Origin of the sequence: Xanthomonas axonopodis pv. maculifoliigardeniae (assembly GCF_041519315.1) — a bacterium.
GTDB lineage: Bacteria > Pseudomonadota > Gammaproteobacteria > Xanthomonadales > Xanthomonadaceae > Xanthomonas > Xanthomonas euvesicatoria.
The window spans coordinates 4715413-4733017 of the sequence record NZ_CP167998.1 but is presented as its reverse complement, the minus strand read 5'-3'; the positions used below and the strand labels follow the sequence as shown (position 1 = coordinate 4733017).

The window sequence follows — 17605 nt, the reverse complement described above, 5'->3', positions numbered from 1 at the left end:
ACGGACACACGAACGGGGCCAGCCGGCCCCGTTCGAAATACCACATGCCCGTGCCGGCGCATGTGGCAATGCGCGCATCAGAACTTGGCGCCGATCTCCAGCACCACGCTGCGCGGCACGTAGTTGATCTCGCCACTGGTGTTGATGGCGATGTCCGGAGCGAACTGACCATTGCTGCCGAAGCCGTTGTAGGCGTAAGCGCTGTAGTTCTTGAAGTTGAACGCGTTGAGCAGGTTCACACGTGCGTTGAGCTTGAAGTCGCCGGCCACGGTGAACTCCTTGGTGGCCTGGAAGTCCACCGTGCGGTAGCCCCAGATATCGCCGCCGACCAGGAACTTACCGCTACCCGGCGGGGTGACGCCGACCTGCTGGCAGGTGGCGCCATCGGGATCGGTGAAGCCGAAGCAGGCGATCGTGTTGATCGGCTCGGGCGTGGCCAACACCAGCTTGGCACCGAAGGTCACGCCCCACGGACCATCGATCGAACCGGAAGCGACAAAGCGATGTGCGGCCACGGCATCGGACTTCACGAACGGATAGCCGCGGATGGTGGCCTTATCGAAGCCGTAAGGCTCGTCGATGTTGCGGTTCTGGCGCGCGCTGGTGTGGGTGTAGGACAAGGTCAGGCCCCAACCGGATTCCTTGGTGTACGGCTTGTCGGCCGACAACAGCACCTGGCTGTTGCGTTGTTCCAGGCCGTTGCTGCCCAGGATGGTGTTCTGATAGCCCGGCACCGGCTCGCCCCACGGCACGTTGCCGTTCTGGAAGTAGGAGCCATCCGGATAGCGGTTGATCAAGCCCATCGCGAAACCGTCGTAGCTCAGGATGCGCTGGAAGGTCACATCGGTCAGCCAGTCGCCCACCTGGTTGGTGATACCGATGCTGTACTGGTCGCTGTACGGCGTCTTGAGCTTGTTGTTGAACATGAAGAGCTCGGCGCTGCCGGCGACACCGGGAATGGTGTTGAGCTGATCGATGCCGTTGAGATAGCGCGGGTCGAACGCTACGCAGGTGCGGTCGGCGCGATAGCACGTGCCGGTGGCCGGGTTTTCGAAATACACCGCCACCGGCGACAGCGCCGCCTTGCTGGTTTCCAGCGCCAACTGTTCGAACAGGTTGCGGTCGTACGAGCGCGCGGCACCGCCATGCACAATGGCGGCTTCGTCGCCGAAGATGTCATACGAAAAACCGAAGCGCGGCGCCCAGGCATCCTTGAAGTTCTTGCGGTTGTTGCCGGTGCTGATGTAGTCGGCCACGTTGATGCCGCTGGGCAGCAGACGGTTTGCCCACGGCTGGCCGGGATTTTCTGCGTCGTTGGCATACAGCGCATCGACGAACGCCTGCGAGGTGACGAAGTTGGTGTAGGCCGGGGTGTCTTCGTAATCCCAGCGCACACCGATGTTGATCATCAACTTGTCGGTGGCGGCCCAGTCGTCCTGCAGATAGATACCGTACTGCTTGGACGGCGAGACCACCGTGGCGCGCTGGCCTGGCGTGGTGTAGGGCGCAATGAAGTCCACGCGGTACGGCGTTGAGTCAATGCTGCCATTGCTGACGCGATAGCTGAACTGCGGATTCAACGCCGCCGCATCCTGCGAGGTGAGCTCGATGTCCTTGTAGTTCACACCCATCTTGATGGTGTGTTCGCCATGCCACTGGAAGCTGGTGAAGGTCAGATCGTTCTGGATGAACCAGCCTTTCTGGCTCTTGCGCTGCGCGTTCTTGCCGCCAGCCGAACCGGTGGTGAGGAACGTGCGCTCATCGATATCGGTGGAGCCGGCACGTGGCTGGAAATAGGTGTAGACGATGCCATTGCCCAGGGTGCGCGGGGTCGGGTTGTTCTCCGAATTTTCGGTGCCGACGATGACCTCGTTGAACCAGTTGTCGGCACTGTGCTGCCAACGCAGGTTGGTGCGCTTGTCCTTGTTGATCTTGTCAGTGGCCTGCGCGAGCGTGTTGGTACCGCCGACGTTGGCAGTCTGCGTCTCGTCGCGGTAGATCGTGCTCAATTCGATGCGATCGCGATCGGTGGGCTCGAAGTCGATCTTGCCGAACAACAGGTCTTCTTCGAACGGCATGTTGGCCGGGCCATATTGGCTGGCCAGGTTGGCCGGCAACTGGCTGACGAAGGCCGCCGCCTCCGAGCTCGGCTGCACGCTCTTGGGCGCCACGTTTTCCTTGCCTTCGTAGGCAACGAAGAAATGCATGCGGTCCTGGATGATCGGCCCGCCAAGTGCGAAGCCGTATTCCTTGGTCTGCGAGTCGATCTTGCCATTGGCTTCTTCGTCGGGCCGCTTGTCGCGCAGGTCCTGATCGGTATAGCGATAGAACGCTTCGCCGTGGAATTCGTTGGTGCCGGACTTGGTGGCCGCGGTAATCGCCGCGCCACTGATCTGGCCGTACTCGGCCTTGTAGTTGGAGGTAATGACCTTGTATTCGCCGATCGCCAGCTGCGGGAACGGATTGCCCTGCGTATCGCTTTGACCGGCGACGCCGCCGCTACGCACGTAGCTCTTCTGGCCTACGCCGTCGATATACAGATTGCCGGCGCTGGCATTGGATGCACCGCCGCGCAGCTTGGTGTTGCCGTTGCCATCGACCTGAAACACCATGCCCGGCACGGTATCGGCAAACTCCAGGAAGTTACGCGTGGCCTGCGGCAACTGCTGGATCTGGCGCGCGCTGATGGTGTTGCCCACTTCCGAGGTCTTGACGTCGCGAATCATCGGCGCGCTGACCGTCACCGTATCCAGCGTGGTCGCATCACCGGCAGGCGCCGCGGCCGTCTCGGTGCCTAGATCGACGATGGCGCTGGAGGCCACCGACAGGGTCACCGTGCGGCTGATGCCGTTGGATTCGACCTTGTAGGTGCCCGGCTGCAGCCCGACGATGGTGTAGTTGCCGTTCGCATTGACCGGCGCGCGTCGCACCGAGCCGGTGGCGATGTTGGTGACGACGACTTCGCTGCCGCTCTGCGCGGAAGCGACCTGGCCGCGCAAGGTGGCGTTGCTGGACTGGGCCATGGCCGGAGTGGTGGCGAACAACGAGGCGGCCAGGGCGCAGCACAACAGGCTGCGCGCCGGCAGGGTGGAGACGGTGCGGTGATTCTTCATGACTTTCCCCCTCCCAGGGGTAAAGCGCGACGCAGTGCAGTGACTGGCGCGTTGGGTTGGTGCTTTGGTGTGGAACACAGGGACAACAGGCAACAGCAGCCGCAAGGGCTGCAAGAACAACAAGGGTCTGCGGTGACGGGTGCTTGCTCCTTCAGGCACGGGTCGAGACGGGTGAGGCAATGACGACGCGTGGACGATGCAGTGCCGTGGCAATCACCGGGCAATGCAAGACCAACGATGCACCAGGGTGCGTGCCGTGCACGATGGCCAGCACAGGCGGCACCCCTGTGCTGGCGACTGCGGCGGAGCTAGCGACTTACCAGATGATGCGTGCGCTCAGGAACAGCGTCCGCGGCGAGGTGGACAGCGCCCCGTACTGGTTGATGCTGGCACGCGGGTTGTAGACGCCGTCCTGGCCCCAGTCGATGGCGTACTGGTCGTAGTTGCGGAAGTTGAGCGCATTGATCAGATCCCCGCGCACCTGCACGGTCAACGCCTCGGTGACATGCATGTCCTTGGACAGCGACAGATCCAGCTGGCGCGTGCCGAAGATGTCGCCGCCGGCGATGAACTTGCCGCCCGGTGCATCCACCGAGACGATGCGGATGTTCTCCGACGGCTGGCCGCCGTACTGGTCGTAGGACACCGCCTCATTGCGCGGCGGCACCGTGGCCAGGGTCAGCTTGGCCGAGGCGCTGATGCCCCAGAACAAATCGTAGATGCCGGTCAGCACCAGGCGGTGGCGCGGCACTGCGTTCAGATCCAGGAACGGGTAGTCGGCGATGGTGGCCGCATCGAACCCGTAGCGCTCGTCGTTGCCGCGGTTGCCGCGTGCGCGCGAGAACGTGTAGGCCGCCGTCAGCCCCCAGCCGCTTTCCTGGGTATAGGGCTTGTCGGCCGACAGCAGCAGCTGTCCGGTCTTGGTTTCCACGCCGTTATTGCCGATCAGCAGCGAACCGAAGCCCGGCGGATTCTCGTTCCACGGCTGGCCGCCATTCTGGAAGAAATCGCCATTGGGATAGCGGTTGCCCAAGGTCAGGATCAGACCGTCCTTGCTGTGAATGTAGGACACCGTGGCCGAGGTGTTCCACTCGCCCAGCCGCGTGCGCAGGCCCAGCGAATACTGGTCGGAATAAGGCGTCTTCAGATCGTTGTTGAGCAGGTCGATCTCACCGTTGCGCACACCCGAATTGACCAGACCGCCGAGGCTTGCCGGGTCGCTGAGGTAGGCCGGGTTCCAGTTGACGCAGGTACCCGGCGCCGGCGTGCAGCCGGGCGCGGCCTCGGCGAAGCGGAGCGTGTACTGCGCCAGCGCCGACTTGACCTGCTCCAGCCCCAGGATGTCGAACAGGTTGCGGTCGTAGCTGCGTCCGGCACCGCCGAACAACACCAGCGATTCGTCGCCACGGAAATCGTAGGAAAAGCCCAGGCGCGGCGCGAAGTTGTTGTTGTCCTGCTTGCGGTTATTGCCGGTGCTGATGTAGTCGTTGATGTTGACGCCGCCCTTGGCCAGTTGCTCGGCGTAGGTGGCGCTCACCGTCGGGTCGGTGCCGGGGCCGTTCAAGGCCGCCACCACTTCCGGCGGGGTCACGTTGTCCAGGTAGGATGGAATCTTCTCGCCATCCCAGCGCACGCCCAGGTTCAATTGCAGCTTGTCGTTGACGTCCCAATCGTCCTGGATGTACAGGCCCAGCTGCTTGCTCTTGGTCGTCACCGAGGGCGCCGCACCGGCAAACGGCAGGTTGAACTTCACCTGGTACGGAATTGCCGAGGTTCCCAGGCCATCGGCCACCGCGTAATAGAACGAAGGATTGACCGTCGAGTTTTCGCTCTGGGTCAGCTCCACCTCCTTGTACTTCACGCCCATCTTGATGACGTGGCTGCCGTGCCAGTCGATGCTGTTGAAGGTCAGGTCGTTCTGGAAGCTCGGGCCTTTCTGTCCCTTGCGCTGGATCGCCAGGCCGCTGGTGGCGTTGTCGCGGATCAGCACATCGTCTTCGGCAACGCCGCGGGTATAGATGTTCTGGTTGCCCAGGGTGAAGGCATTGGGGTTGAACAGCACGTCCTCGTAGGAGACACGCGCCTCGTTGACGTAACGTTCGCCGAAATGCTGCCAGCGCAGGTCATAGCGCTCTTCGGTGTTGAGGTTGTTCTTGCCGGCGATGGCGGTGTTGCGGTCGCCCACGTCGTCGCGGCTCTTTTCGTCGCGGTACTTGGCGGTCAACTCCAGGCGATCGTTCTCGCCCACGTCCCAGTCGATCTTGCCGAAGTACAGATCTTCCTTGAACGGACGGGTGACCGAACCCAGGCGGCTCTGCACGCCGGCCGGCAGGTCGTCGCTCAGGGCGCTGAAGCTGTCCGGCACCGAGACCGGGTTGGCCGACACCTCGAAGCCCTTGCCTTCGTAGCTGACGAAGAAATGCGCCTTGTCCTTGACGATCGGCCCGCTGAAGGCCATGCCGTATTCGTCCTGGTGGGTCTGGCGCTTGCTGCCGTCGGCATTGGGCGCACCGGCGCGCTCGTCGGCCTGACGCGCGCGGAAGTCGGTATTGGTGGTGCGCCCGAAGATCTCGCCGTGGAACTCGTTGCCGCCAGACTTGGTGGAGGCCACGATCGCGGCCGACCCCACCTGGTCGAACTCGGCCTTGTAGTTGGAGGTGATGACCTTGTATTCGCCGATCGCCAGCTGCGGGAACGGGTTGCCCGCGCTCTGCTCCTGGCCGGAGACGCCGCCGAACAGATAGCTCTTCTGGCCCACGCCGTCGATGTAGACGTTGACCGCCGAGCTGGCCTGCGCGCCACCGCGGATGCGGCTGTTGCCGTTGGGGTCGGTCTCGAACTGCATGCCGGGCACGGTGTCGGCGAACTCCAGGAAGTTGCGCGTCAGCTGCGGCACCGTGTTGATCTGCTTGAGCGACACATTGGTGCCCACTTCGGAGGTCTTGACCTCCTGCAGCGAGGTGGCGGTGACCTTGACCGTGTCCAGGGTAGTGGCGGTGCCATCGGCGGGCGTCGTCGCCTCGCCGACACTGCCCAGATTCAGGCTCACCGACGAGGCCACCGACAAGGTCACCGTCTTCTCGGTACCCGGGCCGGCATCCACCTTGTAGGTGCCCGGCGGCAGGCCAACCAGGGCATAGCTGCCGTCCGGCCCGGTCGCCACGCGTCGCGTGGTGCCCGTGGCGACATTGGTGGCGGTCACCGTGGTGCCTGCCTGGGACGCGGCGACTTGCCCGCGCAGGGTGGCATTACTGGACTGGGCCATGGCCGGGCTGGCGGCCAGCAACGAAGCGGCAAGGGCGCAGCACAGCAGGCTGCGCGCCGGCAGGGTGGAGACGGTACGGTAGGTCTTCATGACTTCCCCCTCCCAGGGGTCAGGCGCGTACCGGCAGCGTGGTCGGCGTGGCGCAGGGTGACGCGTTGTTTCAAGGACGAACGAGCAGCGGTAGCGGCAACGATAGAGTTATAAAAAACATAAGAAACCGTAAAGAATTCGTGAAGATGCGACAGGGTGCATAGACGTCAATGGCCCGATGTGCTGCGGGCGGCGCTGGACGCACGCACGATCAGTTCCGGAACCATCTGCGAAAACGCCGGCGGCGCAGCGTCGGAAGGCGGTGCAGGCGCATCGACCAACTGCTGGCCCAGCAACAACTGCAACGCGCGCGCGCCCAGGCCGGCGATATCCACCCGCATCGTGGTCAGCGCAGGCAGCACGTAGCGCGCCATCGGCACATCGTCGAATCCGGCCAGCGCAATGTCCTGCGGCACCTTCAGCCCGGCGTGGCCGAGCGCGAACAGGCAGCCCAAGGCCATCATGTCGTTGGCGGCGAACACGGCGTCGGGCCGCGTGTCCCGGGCCAGCGCCTGGCCGGCGCGATAACCGGATTCTTCGTCGAAATTGCCGGGCAAGACCCAGGGCTGCGCGGCCGGGTCCAGCGCCAGTTCGTCGCGATACCCGCGCAGGCGCTCATGCGCATCGAAGTTGTCGTCCGGCCCGGCGATGAAGGCGATGCGGCGGTGGCCACTGTCGCGCAGATGCCGGGTCATGACCCGCGCGCCGCCGTAGTTGTCCACATTGAGCACCGGGCGCTGGCTGGCGCTGCCGGCGCAGTTGAGCAGCACCGCCGGCAGGCCACCGGGCAGCGCGTCTTCATGCACGCCCGAATCGCCCAGCGACGGCGACATCACCACCACGCCGTCCACGCGCCCGGGCAGGCGCTCCAGTGCACGGCGCTGCGCCTGCGGGTCGCCGTGCGAACTGGACACCAGCAGGTGATAGCCCTGCTCGCGCGCCACCTGGTCGATGCCGCGGATCAATTCGGAAAAGAATTCGCCATGCAGGTCCGGCAGCACCACCCCGATGGTGTGGGTGCGCCGGCTGCTCAGGCTGCGCGCGGCGTGGTGCGGGATGTAATTGAGCGCACGCGCCACCTGCAAGACCCGCTCGCGTACCGACTCGGCCACGTGCTGATGCCCGTTCATGGTGCGCGAGACCGTCGCCACCGACACCTGCGCTTCGCGCGCAACGTCCTTGATGGTGACGCTGCCGCCTTCGGACCGTGGCCGACTCATGCTGTGGCGTTCTCCAGGTCAACGCGCGTGGCACCGCGCGCCAGGGGGAGGCGCACGGCCTGCTGGCACCGAGCGCCCGTGTCACACAGGCACATGAATGACATCAGCCCCATCTGATGGAGACCCCCCAAGCGAGATGCAGCGCACGCTAGCAGGAACTGCAAGCGCTTACATGATGCGCCGCAGCATTGGGCTAAACGCAAGTGGCGCAAGGGCTGAAGCCCGATCGCTGGACAAGTTTGTCCGAATAAGACATCAGCAGCCAATGTCGGACACTGGTCGACAACGTGCCAGGAACTACGAAAACGTAACATCTACCTACCATACCGTGGCGCACGGTTTGCGCCCGCCTTGCCGCCAATGCCTCCAGACAGCAAGATGCGCCGATCGATCAGGGGGAACATCGTGCGCATGTCGCTACCTACCGTCCGTGCAGGGCGGTTCCACTTCGCCGCGTGGCTGCTGCTGGCCGCGCTGTGCGTGAGCGGCTGCCAGCGCAACCAGACCGCGCCCGCACTGCCCGGCGCCAAGGCCGAGCCGGCCGCGGCGATGCAGGCGATGACCCTGCCGCTGCGGCGCAATGATCTGGTGGCGTATGCGCGTATCCGGGTGACGCCTGCGCAATACACCCAGCTGGAGGCGGCGTGGCGCAGCGGTGCCAGCCGTTGGCCGCTGACCGAACTGCCGCTGCCCAATGAAGTCGGCGCGCTGCTCGGGTCGTTGTCGGCGCCCGATGCCGAACGCCGCCTGCAGCAGGCCTTCGATGCGCAGCTGGCCGGCCAGGCCCAGGGCATCGCGCAGGCGGCGCAATCGCTGGGCCAGTTCGGCGTGCAATACCTGCGTAGCCGCAACGACTACCAGCCCGAGCAGCGCGCCCATTACGTGCAGTTGGTCGACGCCTTGAGCGCGTGGGCCGCCACTGCGCCGCTGGCCGATCGCCCCCGCGCCAAGGCCAGCATCGCCGACCTGGTCACCGCCGCCCGTGCCACCGGCATCACCTCCGATGCCGACCTGCAGCGGCTGGGCATGGAAGAAAGCCTGCGCCGGCTCGGGCCGTTCTGGGAAACCTGCAAGAAGGTGCTGGAGCGCTACGACCTGTCGATCGACGGCAGCCTGGACGCGCTGCGGACCGGCTTGATCAAGCAGGATGCCGACACCGCCCAGGTACGGCTGCGCTATCCGCTGGCCGCCCACGATATCGATCTGAACGTCGCGCTGATCAAGCGCGAGGGCCACTGGTACCAGCTGCAGACCCAGAACGAAGTGCAGGCGCTGCTCGATGCCCAGGCCGCGCCCTTACCCAGCGCCACTGCAGTGCCCGACACCGCAGCGGTCGCGCCGGCGAAGGCTGCCGACACCGGGCAACGCCCGGCTGGGCGATAATGACCGTGATGCCAGAACAGAATCCCCTGCCGTTCCCGGACGGCCAGCCCAGCCCGCCCAGCACTGCCGCAGCCGACACCGGCGCCACGACGGCGGCCTTGCCGCTCGCCGAGCCGGTGCCGCCGGCGGTTGCGCCATCGATCGCCCCCGGCGTTGCCGCTGCGCGCAGCGCCAAGCGCCCGTGGTGGGCGCGCCTGCTCGGCCGCCTGGCCGACCCCTGGCTGAGCCTGACCATCGAGCCGGACCAGCCCGGTCGCTACGACGACGGCCGCCCGGTGGTGTACGTGCTGGAAGACTACGGCATGTCCAATGCGCTGATTTTGGACAAGGCCTGTCGCGAAGTCGGCCTGCCGTCGCCGCTGGTGCCGTTGCCGGGCGACCCGCTGGAGCGCAAGCGGGCCTACCTGGCGCTCTCACGGCGCAGCAGCAGCAATTCGCTGATTCCCGAGCAGCGCGGCGGCAAGACCCACTCCGATTCGCTGGCCAAGTTGCTGCAGGCGCACCGCGTGCGCGCCGACCTGGACGTGCATCTGGTGCCGGTATCGATCTTCGTCGGCCGCGCGCCGGACAAGCAGAGCGGCTGGTTTGCGGTGCTGTTCTCGGAAAACTGGGCGCTGGTTGGCCGCTTCCGCCGCCTGCTGTCGGTCTTGCTCAACGGCCGCACCACCATCGTGCGCTTCGCCCCGCCGATTTCGTTGCGCCAGACCATGGCCGAAGGGCTGCCGCCCGAGCGTACCTTGCGCAAGTTGCAGCGCGTGTTGCGCACGCACTTCCGGCGCATCCGCGAAGCGGTGATCGGCCCGGACTTGTCTACCCGCCGTTTGCTGGTGGACCAGGTGCTGGCCGCCGAGTCGGTACGCGAAGCCATCGCCATCCAGGCCAAGCGCGACAATTCCAAGCCGGTCGATGCCTGGCGCAAGGCGCATGCCTATGCGTGGGAAATCGCCGCCGACTATTCCAGCCCGGTGGTCCGCTCGGCCAGCTTCCTGCTGACCCACGTGTGGAACCGCATCTACGCCGGCGTGCTGGTGCATCACCTGGACAAGCTCAAGCAGGCCGCGCCCGGGCATGAAGTGGTGTACGTACCCAGCCACCGCAGCCACATGGACTACCTGTTGCTGAGCTACCTGCTGTACGAACGCGGCATCGTGCCGCCGCACATCGTGGCCGGCATCAACCTCAACCTGCCGGTGGTCGGCACGTTGCTGCGCAAGGGCGGCGCGTTCTTCATCCGCCGCTCGATCAAGGGCAATGCGCTGTATTCGGCCGTGCTCAGCGAATACGTCGCCCAACTGGTGGCCGGCGGCTATTCCATCGAATATTTCGTCGAAGGCGGGCGTTCGCGCACCGGGCGTCTGCTGCAGCCCAAGGGCGGCATGATCGCGATGACGCTGCGCGCGTATCTGCGCCAGCCGCGCAAGCCGGTGCTGTTCCAGCCGGTATACATCGGCTACGAAAAGTTGATGGAAGGCAACAGCTACCTGGACGAGCTCACCGGCCGGCCGAAGGAAAAGGAATCCATCTGGGGCCTGCTGTGGTCCATCCCCAAGGTGCTCAAGCAGAACTACGGCCAGGTGGTGGTGAACTTCGGCGAGCCGATCGCGCTCAACGACGTGCTGGCCAGGCACGCGCCCGATTGGGACGGCCAGCCGCTGCCGGAAGACGAAAAACCCACCTGGCTGGCGCCCGCGGTGGACATGCTGTCTACGCAGATCCAGACCCGCATCAACTGCGCCGCCGACGTCAATCCGATCAACCTGCTGGCGCTGGCCCTGCTGTCCACGCCCAAGCACGCGATGGGCGAGGCCGACCTGATCGCGCAGATCGAGTTGTGCAAGAAGCTGCTGGCCGAAATGCCGTACTCGGACCGCGTCACCGTCACCCCGCACACGCCGGCGCGCATCATCACCCACGCCGAAGAGATCAACGTGCTCACGCGCGTGTCGCACCCGCTGGGCGATGTGCTCAGCGTCAGCGGCGATACCGCGGTGCTGCTGAGCTACTTCCGCAACAACGTGCTGCACCTGTTCACCGCTTCTTCGTGGGTGGCGTGCTGCTTCCAGAACAACCGCCGCATGAGCCGCGCCGGTCTGTTGCGCCTGGGCCGCACGGTGTATCCGTTCCTGCAGGCCGAGTTGTTCCTGCCGTGGAGCGAAGACCGCTTTGCCGAACGCATCGAACAGACCATCGACATGTTCGTGCGCGAAGGCCTGCTGCTCAACGTCACCGACGACGACGGCGGCATCCTGACCCGCAACACCGGGCAGACCGACGAAGTGTTCCGCCTGCGCGCGATCGGCCATTCGCTGCAACAAGCGTTCGAGCGCTATTACATCGCCATTTCGGTGCTGGTGAAGAACGGCCCGGGCGTGCTCGGTGCCGGCGAACTGGAAAGCCTGTGCCAGCAGGCCGCGCAGCGTCTGAGCCTGCTGTATGCACCGGCCGCGCCGGAGTTCTTCGACAAGACCCTGTTCCGCGGCTTCATCCAGAAATTGCGCGAGTTGCGCCTGGTGTGGCCGGACGACAACAGCAAGCTGATGTTCGACGAGCGCCTGGATGCCTGGGCCAAGGACGCCAAGTTCATTCTCGGCCGCGAACTGCGCCATACCATCGAACGCGTCAGCCCGGCAGCGGCCAAGCCGGACGTGGCTGTGCCGCCGCAGTAAAAGCGACTGACAAGACGTGGCGAGCAGTCGTCAGGTGGGTGTGGACGGCGGGCAGGAACCGGAGCGTACGCGTGGTACATGCCGATACCGGGCACCGGCCGCGCCCGCCTGGCGGCTGCACAGTCGTTTTGTTGGATGCTCTAGGCCGTTGGCGAATGCCTTCACGTCTTGCAGGGCGCGTCGGGCGCGTGGCGAGGTGGCGGTAGGCGAGCGCCGGCGGCTTTCACACAGCGGTTCCGTTCGCTTCATCGGGCGCTTGCAGCGTTCCCGTTAGCATCGCAGCACCTTTCACTGTGATCGGCTGCGTTGCACCACGGGCGTCGCCGACAGGAGACTTGCATGCGCGCAGCCATCCACACCCAGTTCGGCGACCCGGCCAAGGTGCTCGAACTCGGCGAACGGCCCACACCGCAACCCGGCAAGGGCCAGGTCCGCATCGCGATGCGGCGTTCGCCCATCCACAACCATGACCTGTGGACGGTGCGCGGCAACTACGGCTACAAGCCCACGCTGCCGGCGATCGGCGGCAGCGAAGGGTCTGGCGTGATCGATGCGCTGGGCGAAGGCGTGCAGGGCCTGCAGGTCGGCCAGCGTGTCGTCGCCGCCGGCGTGCACGAGAGCTGGGCCGACTACTTTCTGGCCGACGCAACCGGCGTGGTCCCGCTGCCCGACGCACTGGATGACGACCGCGGCTGCCAGCTCATCGCCATGCCGCTGAGCGCGTTGATGCTGATCGAGTTCCTGAATGTCGACAAAGGCGACTGGATTGTGCAGAACACCGCCAACGGCGCGGTCGGCAAGACTGTGGCCATGCTGGCTGCGGCACGCGGCATCAACGTGATCAATCTGGTGCGTCGCGATGCCGGCGTGGACGAACTCAAGGCACTGGGGATCGGGAATGCGGTGTCGACCGCGCAGGACGGTTGGCAAGACCGCGTGCGCGCGCTGGCCGGCGATGCACCGATCGTGCGCGCGATCGACTCGGTGGCTGGCAAGGCGGCAGGCGAGCTGATGGGGCTGCTCGCCGAGGGCGGCGAGTTGATCTCGTTCGGCTCGATGACCGGCGAACCGCTGGAGATTGCCAGCGGCGATGTGATCTTCAAGCAGGCCACCGTGCGCGGCTTCTGGGGCAGCAAGGTCATGGCCGCCACCAAGTCCGAGGACAAGCGCCGCATGATCGGCGAGCTGTTGAAGGCCGCGCTCGACGGCAGCCTGGCGCTGCCGGTGGAAGCGGTGTTCGATCTGGAAGACGCGGCCAAGGCGGCAGCGGCCAGTGCCGAACCGGGGCGAGGTGGCAAGATCCTGCTGCGCGCCGGTTGAGCGGGGTGCGCCGATCGAAACAGCGCCAGCGCGGGGACGGAGTGGCAGGTCGCCCGCGCTGGCTGGATGGCAGTGTCGCTTGCGCGGTGGAACTCTCAGAGCGGCTCCTAGCGAGCACTGATCTTTCGTGCGCCGCGCGGTTGTATGTGTCGTGTGGCCGATGTGGGTATTGATCCGTTGCAGCCAGCGGTCTTTCGCAGTTAGCGCTGCGCAATCAGAGTAGAGCGACTTGGCCGTTGACAACGTTCAGCACTCGTACCCTCATCCGCCCCTTCGGGGCACCTTCTCCCGGTGGGAGAAGGGAGCTTATCGGCGCGATGGGTTTAGCCGGTTCGATGCAGGAGACGTGCAGTTCCGGCTGCGATGCAGTGAGCTTCTCCAGGTACGAGAAGGAATGTCTCGACGCGAAGCGCTAGAGCCTGCTTCGGCGAAATAAGGAAGCCGCGAACCAGCGCTTTACAGAGCGTCATCCCACCAGCACAGATCAAAGCCTTTCCTCACGTCGGGGCGAGAACGCATGGCTGGTGCGCCCCTGGCGCTCGTGCCTTCGGGTGCCCGCGTCGCAAGCACGGGCTCTGGTTGAGGGACCGTTTCTGCAGCTGACGCAAGCTACCGCCAACCAGCCATCACGCCGGCTCGTCGGGCACCAACTCCATCTCCAGCCGCGTGATGCAGTCCTTGATGTGCAGCTTGCGCTTCTTCAAGCGCTTCATCTGCAGCTCGTCGTCCAGGTTCGCGGGCACGCGCTGGATCTCCTCGTCCAACGCGCGGTGGGCGCGTCGCAACTCGGCGATCTGTTCGACGATCTCGGCGGTTGACAGGGTTTCCACCCCCCGAGCATACACAACCCCGGGCTGCGCGCGTCACCCACGCTTGCCAAGCGGCCCGGGGCTGCGACAATGCCCGCGCGCCGCGGGGAAACGGCGGCGCGCCCCGTCCATCATTGCCGCGCGGCTACGGCCGTCGAGAAAGGAGTCTTTCGATGCGTCTGCATCCTTCCCTGCTGGCCCTGGGCCTGTTCGCCGCCGCCAACCTGGCCAGCGCCGCCGATGTCGCCAAGTACGACGGCTTTCTGTGCTGCAACCTGCGCACCGACGGCAGCTGGATCAGCGACAGCAACTACGCCGAAGACGGCAAGCGCATGCTCCCGGTCGGCACCCCGGTCAGCGTCACCGGCTTCGGCCGCAACCGCGTCAACCTCAAGATCGCCGGCGAAAAGCAGTCCATCGGCAACGATTACAGCCGCGACCTGGACAACACCGCCTTTGCCGCCCGGTATGTCGTCACCACCGACCCCAAGCTCAAGCTCGCTACCTTCCCGCCCAAGATTCGCCAGGCGATCAACGATGGCAAGCTAACCGGCGGCATGACCCGCGAACAGGTGCTGATGGCGGTCGGCTACCCGATCAGCAGCGAAAACCCCAACCTGGACGCCTCGCTGTGGCGCTACTGGCGCGACAGCTTCTCCGAGTACCAGGTGCAGTTCGGCCCCAGCGGCAAGCTGGTCAAGGTGACCGCCGATCCGCAGGTGATGAATTTGATCTGGGTGCCGTGAGGCACTCAGCGGAGCAGCAGGCGCCGGCGTGAGCCGGCACCTGTCATCGCCCCACGGTTGCTGATCACTGATGTCGCGTGCGTGCGCGCTGGCGAATGCAAGGCATCGACGACACCGCGCGGGTTCATTGAACGTGCGACCCCGACGAGGGAAGACATGCACGATGGTGAATTGATTATCCCGCCCGACGCACTGGCCGATCCGGAGGCCTTCGAACTGCTGCGTCTATGGGCCGCGAATGAACAGCTGCACGTGAGCATCAATCGCGATCTGGGTGGCGGTGCAGAGGACTTCGGCGAACTGCTTGCGGATCTGTTCGAGCATGCTTCGCGGATGTACGCACAGCGCGATGGCATGCCGCTCGCGCAATGTCGCACGCTGATGCTGGATGACTTCTTGCGACGCGTTGCCGACCCGAGCGGTCGGCAAGAGGGAGCGCTGCCAGTCGAGCACTAGCGGCGCCGTGCAAGGCCCTTGTTGCGCGATCGCGCGTCCCGGGCAAGCCTCTATTGACTGCGATGACTCGGTTAGCAGTGCGCCGGGCACGGACGCATCGCCGTGCTGCCTTTTGGATACCATCGACGCTGGCTTTCTCGCCCAAGGGCAAAGATCCTGGCGTCACTGGCCTTCCCGACCAACACCTGATGAGAGCGTCCTGATGAGAGTGTCATGCAGCGAGATCTGATTCTGTATCCCAAAGACGATAACGGCGACACGCTCTGGCATATCGCACAGCAAGGTGTCGACCTTTCAAAGCCGCGGGAAATCGCTTTTTCGGTGGTCTTCCCCAGCAAGGAATCGGCGCTGGAGTTCTCGGTGAAGATGCTTCGCTTCGAGCAGAAAGTCCGCTGCTGTCATTACCCGGAAAATACGGCGTTTCCCATGGATGTGACGGTCTATCCGATCATGGCGCCGTCGTACAAGGCGATTTCGGCATTCGAGGACGACTTGGCAACCGAGGCCAAGCCCTTGGGCGGCTTGAACGATGGATGGGAACTTTCTGTGGACGCGAACGACGCCTGAGGCGCTCGACCGGTTCGAGGACTGCACGGCGTGCAGATCCTCCTATCAGCGCTTTCGCATCAGCGCGCAGACTGCGGCACGCGTCGCAGCCGCGACACGTCGTAGCCCATCGCCGCGATACGCTCGACCGCTTGCTGATAGTCGGCATCGGAGACCTGCGGGGTACGCGCCATGTACCAGACGTAGTCGCGCTTGCTGCGCGCCACGATGGTCTGCGTATAGGCTGCGTCCCGCCAGGCGATCACGTACTCGGCCTTGAACGGCCAGAAGAACTGCATGCGCCAGAGCGCGCCATTGCCTTCCTTCGCCACCTGGCCGATCGGATGCATCGATTTGAGCGGCGCCTGGAAGCTGCCCTTGCGAAAGGTGAAGGTGGTCTGGATGCGACCATCCGGTCGCAGCGCGTAGCTCTCCACCGCGTCGTAGGCGCTGCGCTCGGGCCGGGTCGGAATATGCGCAATCACATACCAGTCGCCCATGAAGCGCGGCACATCAACGGTGTCTGCGCGGGGCAGGGCAGCGCGTGAATCGCTTGCGCCAGCACTGCCGTGGACCGCGAGCGTGAGTAACAACAGCATCGAACTACGTCGCATGACACTTCTACCTAAGAGGGCACGTCTAAAGCAATACGTAGCTGCACTGCGTCTGGATGCGAGCCCATGCGATGTGGTCCCAGCCTGGAGGCAAGACTGGTGTTGGTGCGTGCGACATCTCGGTGCCGTTTGCCGAGTCATCTGCGTTCAAGAGCCAAATAAGGAGCCACTCAAACGCCGGAAACGCCCAATTTATGCCGTGAGTATTGTTCAACCCTCAGCCGCCGTGATGACGACAAGGTGCGCTGAAGCATCGAGCTGAAAGGACGTTTCTTCCACCGTCAGCTGCCCAGCGATCACTGACTCGAGGGATGTCGGCGGGCGGTTGCCCAACGGCACTCACCAAGGCGATACCGCGTCTTCCCCATACGGATAAATCGTCGCGATCGTTCCATCTGCAGCATGTTCCAGCGGTGCCATCTTGATGCTGCGCAGATGCGTCTGGCCGCCCGAAAGCACGCTGTCGTGATAGAACAGATACCACTGCTCCTGGAACAAGCAGATGGAGTGATGCGTGGTCCAGCCGACCACCGGTGCGAGCAGCACGCCCTGGTAGTTGAACGGGCCGTAGGGTGAATCGCTGGTGGCGTAGCAGATCTGGTGGGTGTCGCCGGTGGAATACGACAGGTAGTACCGACCTGCATGTTGGTGGACCCAGGGACCTTCGAAGAAGCGGCGGGCGTGGTCGTCTGCGCGCAGCGGGGCGCCGTGTTCGTCGAGGATGACGACTTCGCGGCTGGGTTCGGCCAGTTCGGTCATGTGCGCGTGCAGGCGCGCCACGCGCGGGCCAAGTGCGGGTGCCTCGCCCACCGGTTCCTGATGCGTCTGCGCGTAGGCATTGTCGCGGTAGTGCTGCAGCTGGCCGCCCCAGATGCCGCCGAAGTACAGGTAATGGGCGCCGTCGTCGGCGGCGAGTACGGCCGGGTCGATCGAGTAGGTTCCGGCAATGGGCTGCGGCTCGGCGACGAACGGGCCTTCGGGGCGATCGCCCACCGCCACGCCGATCTGGAACATGCCGTCGGCGCGTTTTGCGGGGAAGTACAGATAGGTCTTGCCGTTGCGTTGTGCCGCATCCGGTGCCCACATCTGCCGCTGCGCCCAGGGCACATCGCGCACATGCAGCACTTGCCCGAGGTCTTCCACCGCCGCACCCGGATGCGCCATGCGCAACACGTGGTAGTCGGCCATGTCGAAATGCGAGCCGTCGTCGCTGAAGGCCACGCCGGCATCGAGGTCGTGCGAGGGATAGATATACAGCGCACCGTCGAATACATGTGCGGACGGGTCGGCGGTGTAGAGGTGGGTGACCAGCGGTGCGGAAATGGCGGTGCGCGCCAGCGCCTGCAGATTAGCGGCTTGCAGTTCATCGGACATGCG

General features: G+C 64.9%; 12 protein-coding genes and 1 other RNA gene. 6 read left to right on the top strand and 7 right to left on the bottom strand.

The features are described from left to right. Positions 1 to 77: 77 nt before the first annotated feature. The 3 genes from ACDH77_RS20055 to ACDH77_RS20045 form a co-directional block, all read right to left on the bottom strand. Positions 78 to 3113: a TonB-dependent receptor domain-containing protein gene (locus tag ACDH77_RS20055; protein ID WP_127165759.1), complete on the bottom strand. Its 3036-nt coding sequence runs from the start codon at positions 3111 to 3113 to the stop codon at positions 78 to 80. Between the two features lie 316 nt (positions 3114 to 3429). After that, the gene (locus ACDH77_RS20050) at positions 3430 to 6468 is read right to left on the bottom strand and encodes a TonB-dependent receptor domain-containing protein (RefSeq protein WP_031424929.1); all 3039 of its coding nucleotides are present in this window, start codon (positions 6466 to 6468) and stop codon (positions 3430 to 3432) included. Between the two features lie 167 nt (positions 6469 to 6635). Then, a complete protein-coding gene (locus ACDH77_RS20045; protein ID WP_008571910.1) occupies positions 6636 to 7688 on the bottom strand; it encodes a LacI family DNA-binding transcriptional regulator in 1053 nt (350 codons plus the stop codon). A 411-nt stretch (positions 7689 to 8099) separates the two neighbouring features. On the opposite strand from ACDH77_RS20045, the gene ACDH77_RS20040 reads away from it, so the two are divergent. Both ACDH77_RS20040 and plsB read left to right on the top strand, forming a co-directional pair. Then, positions 8100 to 9071 carry a hypothetical protein gene (locus ACDH77_RS20040; protein ID WP_031424928.1) on the top strand — a complete coding sequence of 324 codons (972 nt, stop codon included), beginning with the start codon at positions 8100 to 8102 and terminating at the stop codon, positions 9069 to 9071. Continuing rightward, positions 9071 to 11737 carry a glycerol-3-phosphate 1-O-acyltransferase PlsB gene (gene plsB, locus ACDH77_RS20035; protein ID WP_011349118.1) on the top strand — a complete coding sequence of 889 codons (2667 nt, stop codon included), beginning with the start codon at positions 9071 to 9073 and terminating at the stop codon, positions 11735 to 11737. The genes ACDH77_RS20040 and plsB overlap by 1 nt, the downstream gene beginning before the upstream one ends. 4 nt (positions 11738 to 11741) lie before the next feature. On the opposite strand, the gene ACDH77_RS20030 is transcribed toward plsB, so the two are convergent. Beyond that, positions 11742 to 11817: non-coding RNA, sX9 sRNA (locus ACDH77_RS20030), on the bottom strand. Between the two features lie 259 nt (positions 11818 to 12076). Between ACDH77_RS20030 and ACDH77_RS20025 the strand changes: the two genes are divergently transcribed. Further along, the gene (locus tag ACDH77_RS20025; protein WP_008573818.1) at positions 12077 to 13057 is read left to right on the top strand and encodes a zinc-binding dehydrogenase; all 981 of its coding nucleotides are present in this window, start codon (positions 12077 to 12079) and stop codon (positions 13055 to 13057) included. Between the two features lie 626 nt (positions 13058 to 13683). Here ACDH77_RS20025 and ACDH77_RS20020 read toward each other — a convergent pair. After that, positions 13684 to 13887, bottom strand: coding sequence for a YdcH family protein (locus tag ACDH77_RS20020; protein ID WP_008573820.1), 204 nt, complete (start codon positions 13885 to 13887; stop codon positions 13684 to 13686). Between the two features lie 152 nt (positions 13888 to 14039). On the opposite strand from ACDH77_RS20020, the gene ACDH77_RS20015 reads away from it, so the two are divergent. The 3 genes from ACDH77_RS20015 to ACDH77_RS20005 all read left to right on the top strand — a co-directional run bounded on the left by ACDH77_RS20015 (position 14040) and on the right by ACDH77_RS20005 (position 15635). Next, entirely contained in the window at positions 14040 to 14612 is a 573-nt protein-coding gene (locus tag ACDH77_RS20015; RefSeq protein ID WP_008573822.1) for a hypothetical protein, read from the top strand. A gap of 57 nt (positions 14613 to 14669) precedes the next feature. Beyond that, a complete protein-coding gene (locus ACDH77_RS20010) occupies positions 14670 to 15068 on the top strand; it encodes a DUF5076 domain-containing protein (protein WP_011349115.1) in 399 nt (132 codons plus the stop codon). 213 nt (positions 15069 to 15281) lie between these two features. Next, a complete protein-coding gene (locus ACDH77_RS20005) occupies positions 15282 to 15635 on the top strand; it encodes a ribonuclease E inhibitor RraB (protein ID WP_372353630.1) in 354 nt (117 codons plus the stop codon). Positions 15636 to 15694: 59 nt separating this feature from the next. Here ACDH77_RS20005 and ACDH77_RS20000 read toward each other — a convergent pair whose 3' ends face one another. Both ACDH77_RS20000 and ACDH77_RS19995 read right to left on the bottom strand, forming a co-directional pair. Then, positions 15695 to 16228, bottom strand: a complete 534-nt coding sequence (locus ACDH77_RS20000; protein ID WP_184423226.1) for a lipocalin family protein — start codon at positions 16226 to 16228, stop codon at positions 15695 to 15697. A gap of 339 nt (positions 16229 to 16567) precedes the next feature. Further along, positions 16568 to 17602, bottom strand: a complete 1035-nt coding sequence (locus ACDH77_RS19995) for a glycoside hydrolase family 43 protein (protein WP_055026858.1) — start codon at positions 17600 to 17602, stop codon at positions 16568 to 16570. Positions 17603 to 17605 lie beyond the last annotated feature (3 nt).